Consider the following 4,499-nt stretch of genomic DNA (forward strand, 5'->3'; position numbering starts at 1 on the left):
GGCTTCGACCGTGCTCGAAAGCGGAATCACCATCGGCGCGCTCGCCGCCGTCAACCCAACCGGCTCCGTCACGGTGGGCAGGACCCGCTACTTCTGGTCAGCACCCTTCGAGATCGGCGACGAGTTCGGCGGTCTCGGCTATCCTTCGCCGATGCCCGCCGACGCAAGGAAGATCCTGTTGAAATACCGCGACAAGCAGTTCGGCGGCCAAGGGGATGCTGGCGGCAACACCACCATTGCCGTCATCGCCACCGATGCCATTCTGACCAAGGCCGGCGCCAAGCGACTGGCGATTTCGGCGCATGACGGCTTCGCGCGCGCCATCTGGCCGGCGCATACGCCTGCCGACGGCGATCTGGTCTTCGCACTGGCGACCGGCAAGAGCGGCATCGAGCTCACCGCCGACGCGGCCATCGATCTCTACGCTACCGCCGGCGCCACCATGGCGCGCGCGATCAGCCGCGGCGTCCACGCCGCGACGCCGGCTTCGGGCGATCTGTTTCCAGTCTGGTCGTCGCGCTGACTGAGGCCTGGTGGATCAGGTGGGATCGGACTTTTCTTCCTCGAAGCTCACCGCGACATCCGAATTGGCCGACAGCCAAACTTTCTCGCCCTCAACCTCGGCTACCAGGCTCAAGGGAATATAGTGGTGATGCCCTCTGTGGGAGCCCTGACCGCTGTCAGCCTTGGTCAGCTTGATCCGCTTCCCCTCGATCTCTTCGACAGTGCCGACATGTACGCCGTCGGCACCGACGACTTCCATATGCCCGCGAATTTTGCTCGTGTCGGTCATGGTGATCCTCCGCTGAAGCTGCCGACAATAACAATCGACGGCCAGATTGGATGCATCGCGGCTGTACGGCACGTCCTGTTCATCATGACATGATAGGCATGATCCAATCCTGCCGGCTGGAGCGACAAGTCCATGCGAATTCCCGTTCTGATTTGCACATGGCTGCTCGCTCAGCTCGCCACCGTCGCCACGGCCGGCGCAGGCGACGTCGCCGAGCTGGAAATCCTTGGCTTCAGCAAGGATGGCGGCGTCTTTGCCTTCGAGGAATATGGCGTGCAGGACGGGTCCGGATATCCCTACGCCAGCCGCTATTACATCGACACCGTCACCGACTCATTCCTCAAGGGAACGCCGATCCGGGTTCGTCTCGACGACGAGGCGGCAACGCTCGATGCGGCGCGGCTGCAGGCCCGCCAGAAAGGCGAGGCCATCGTCAGCCAGGCCGAGCTGGCGGCCAGTCGCGGCATCACGGCCGGTTTCAGCCCGGTGACCGAGCTTTCCAGCGATCCGTTCCGCATGGTGGTCAATCCGCGCCCGATCTTTTCTCCGGTCGACGATCCGCTCGAGTTCCGCTTGGACGAAATCCCGATGAACGACACCGAAGGTTGCCAGAGCCAGGGCGAGATCAACGGCTTTCGCCTGCTGCGCATTGTGGCCAAGGATGGCGGCAAGACCGAACTTCTGCACGAAGACAAGTCGATCCCCAAAAGTCGCGGCTGTCCGAACGGCTACCGGATCGGCGCGGTGCAGACGTTCTCGATGCAGGGGTTGAGCGCCTATGCCGTGCTGATCGCGGTTCGGCAATACGGCTTCGAGGGGCCGGATTTCCGCTGGATCGCCGTGACAGGCCGCCTGTGACACCGATTTCGCAACCCACGGCTCGCGGTCGCATCGGCAACCATTTCCGGGCCGCCCTGCCCCCCGCTCGCACCGCGTTTGTCGGCGCCCTGCTCTGGGGTCTGACGATGGGCGCCAGCGCGCTCGTCAATCTCCTCCTCTATGACTGGGAAACGCCGGCAAAGATCCGCTTCGTCACGCTGCTCTATGCCGCCGGTGGCGCGCTCGCCTTCCCGGTCGGCCTGTTCCTGGCGCGCCTCGTATCGCGCGGGCGGCACTGGGAGGTCGCGTTCGCTGCCGCTTTCGTTGCGCTGCTGGCCGCGACGCTCGCATTCACCGGCGCCCTGTTCGCGCTGCAATACCGCTCCTACTATGCCGAATGGCATGCGCCGGCCTTCACGATCCGGTGGGCGTTCGAATTCGTGTTCACGGTGCTGACCGCGCTGCACCAGTTCGTCGTGCTCGGCGTCCGGCTCTATTTTCCATCAGGATTCATCGGGCTCGCCGCCGCCAGCATCTGGTTTGCGCGGCAGCGGCGTTGAGCATTCTGTCCGCCTCTGTTAGGAGGCGGACATCAAGCTTCCCGAAGTCAGGACCGATTGATGATCCCTCGCTATTCCCGGCCGGAAATGGTCGCCATCTGGTCGCCAGAGACCCGTTTCCGCATCTGGTTCGAGATCGAGGCGCATGCCTGCGATGCGCTGGCCGAGCTCGGCGTCATCCCCAAGGAGGCGGCAAATGCCATCTGGGAAAAAGGCGGCGTCGCGAAATTCGACGTCGACAGGATCGACGAGATCGAGCGCGTCACCAAGCATGACGTGATCGCCTTCCTCACCCATCTCGCCGAATTCGTTGGGCCTGATGCCCGTTTTATCCATCAGGGCATGACCTCGTCCGACGTGCTCGACACCTGCCTTGCCGTGCAGCTCACCCGCGCCAGCGACATCTTGCTCGCCGACATCGACGCGCTGCTCGCGGCGCTCAAGCGCCGCGCCTTCGAACACAAGGACACCGTCACCATTGGCCGCAGCCACGGCATCCATGCCGAGCCGACCACGTTCGGCGTCAAGCTGGCGCAGGCCTATGCCGAGTTCTCGCGCTGCCGCGAGCGGCTGGTGCACGCGCGGGAAGACATCGCGACCTGCGCCATCTCGGGCGCGGTCGGCACCTTCGCCAACATCGAGCCCTATGTCGAAGAGCATGTGGCGAAGAAGCTCGGGCTGAAGCCGGAGCCGGTCTCGACGCAGGTGATCCCGCGCGACCGCCACGCCATGTTTTTCGCCACGCTCGGCGTCATCGCCTCGTCGGTTGAGCGGCTGGCGATCGAAATCCGCCACCTGCAGCGCACTGAGGTGCTGGAAGCGGAAGAGTATTTCTCGCCGGGGCAGAAGGGCTCGTCGGCGATGCCGCACAAGCGCAATCCGGTGCTGACCGAAAACCTCACCGGCCTTGCCCGCATGGTGCGCTCCTTCGCCATGCCGGCGATGGAGAACGTGGCGCTCTGGCACGAGCGCGATATCTCTCACTCCTCGGTGGAACGCATGATTGGACCGGACGCCACCGTGACGCTGGATTTCGCGCTGTCGCGGCTCACCGGCGTCGTCGACAAGCTGCTCGTCTATCCCGACAACATGCTCAAGAACATGAACAAGTTCCGCGGCCTTGTGCATTCGCAGCGCATGCTTCTCGCGCTGACGCAGGCCGGCGTGTCACGCGAGGACGCCTACCGGCTGGTGCAACGCAACGCCATGAAGGTATGGGAACAAGGCGCTGATTTCCTTGATGAACTTCTTGCCGACAAGGAAGTGACGGCGGCATTGCCGGAAGCCGAAATCCGTGAGAAATTCGACCTCGGCTACCACACCAAGCATGTCGACACGATCTTCAAGCGGGTGTTTGGGGAAGCGTAGCCTTTCCTTCTCCCCGTTCACGGGGAGAAGGTGCCCGAAGGGCGGATGAGGGGCGGCGCCGACTTCGGCGATGACTGTACTCGCCACGTCCAGGTCCGGGGGAGACAAACTCGCAAAACTGGCGCTGCCCCTCATTGCCCTGCCGGGCATTTCTCCCCGTATAGTGACGGGGAGAAAAAGAGCTGTGCCGACGTTGGATCACGCCTTGCCGGGAATGGTCCTGATCACCGTGCCCCACGGATCCTCGCGGGTCGTCTCGCCGGTCACATTGTCCGAGCGCATTTCGACCCACGCTAGGCCCGAACGTGCCGGATCGCGGCGGCCGGCGCCGGCGCTGCGCCAGGCATTGGCGCCAATGTGGTGGTGGTAGCCACCCGACGACAGGAACACCGCCTGGCCGCCATATCTCGCCACCGTGTCGAAGCCGAACTGGTCATGCCAAAAGGCCTCAGCGTCCTCCGGCCGGCCGACGCGCAGATGGACGTGGCCGACGATGGTGTTTTCCGGCGCGCCCTGCCAGCCGGCGTCATCGGCCGGCACACTGGCGACGACAGCCGGAAGGTTCAGACGCTCGGTCGCCATGGCGATCTTGTCGCCGATCCACTTCCAGTCCTGCGGACGGCGGTCAGAATAGATCTCGATGCCGTTGCCCTCGGGATCGGTCATATAGAGGGCCTCGCTGACCAGATGGTCCGACGCGCCCTCGATGGCGATCCTGTTGGCGGCGGCATGATTGATCCAGCGGCCGAGATCGGCACGGCTGGGCAGCAGGAAGGCGGTGTGGAACAGGCCGGCGCTGCGCGGATCGTCAGGCTTTGCCGCGGCGTCGGGCTCGATGACCAGCAGGGGCCGGTTGGCGGCGCCGAGCGTGATCACGCCATCGGCGCGCCTCAGTTCCTGCAGACCGACAACGGCGCGGTAATAGCCGGCGAGGCTTTCGGCATCGCGCGCCCTCAGGC

General features: G+C 64.4%; 6 protein-coding genes. 4 read left to right on the top strand and 2 right to left on the bottom strand.

Features of this window, described 5'->3' with window-relative positions; translation table 11 throughout:
• A partial coding sequence (locus EN742_RS25520; protein WP_189375583.1) for a P1 family peptidase occupies positions 1–523 on the top strand: 523 nt, incomplete at its 5' end.
• Positions 524–538: 15 nt separating this feature from the next.
• Here EN742_RS25520 and EN742_RS25525 read toward each other — a convergent pair.
• The gene (locus EN742_RS25525; protein ID WP_126054827.1) at positions 539–793 is read right to left on the bottom strand and encodes a DUF2171 domain-containing protein; all 255 of its coding nucleotides are present in this window, start codon (positions 791–793) and stop codon (positions 539–541) included.
• Between the two features lie 132 nt (positions 794–925).
• Between EN742_RS25525 and EN742_RS25530 the strand changes: the two genes are divergently transcribed.
• The 3 genes from EN742_RS25530 to purB all read left to right on the top strand — a co-directional run bounded on the left by EN742_RS25530 (position 926) and on the right by purB (position 3,540).
• The gene (locus EN742_RS25530) at positions 926–1,651 is read left to right on the top strand and encodes a DUF2259 domain-containing protein (protein WP_128333417.1); all 726 of its coding nucleotides are present in this window, start codon (positions 926–928) and stop codon (positions 1,649–1,651) included.
• Positions 1,652–1,758: 107 nt separating this feature from the next.
• Positions 1,759–2,172, top strand: coding sequence for a hypothetical protein (locus EN742_RS25535; protein WP_128333418.1), 414 nt, complete (start codon positions 1,759–1,761; stop codon positions 2,170–2,172).
• A gap of 60 nt (positions 2,173–2,232) precedes the next feature.
• Positions 2,233–3,540: an adenylosuccinate lyase gene (gene purB / locus EN742_RS25540; RefSeq protein ID WP_127406800.1), complete on the top strand. Its 1,308-nt coding sequence runs from the start codon at positions 2,233–2,235 to the stop codon at positions 3,538–3,540.
• A 198-nt stretch (positions 3,541–3,738) separates the two neighbouring features.
• Here the strand turns inward: purB and EN742_RS25545 are convergent, their stop codons facing one another.
• A complete protein-coding gene (locus tag EN742_RS25545) occupies positions 3,739–4,497 on the bottom strand; it encodes a VOC family protein (protein ID WP_245492394.1) in 759 nt (252 codons plus the stop codon).
• Positions 4,498–4,499 lie beyond the last annotated feature (2 nt).

Source organism: Mesorhizobium sp. M4A.F.Ca.ET.020.02.1.1 (assembly GCF_004022645.1).
Classification (GTDB): Bacteria; Pseudomonadota; Alphaproteobacteria; order Rhizobiales; family Rhizobiaceae; genus Mesorhizobium.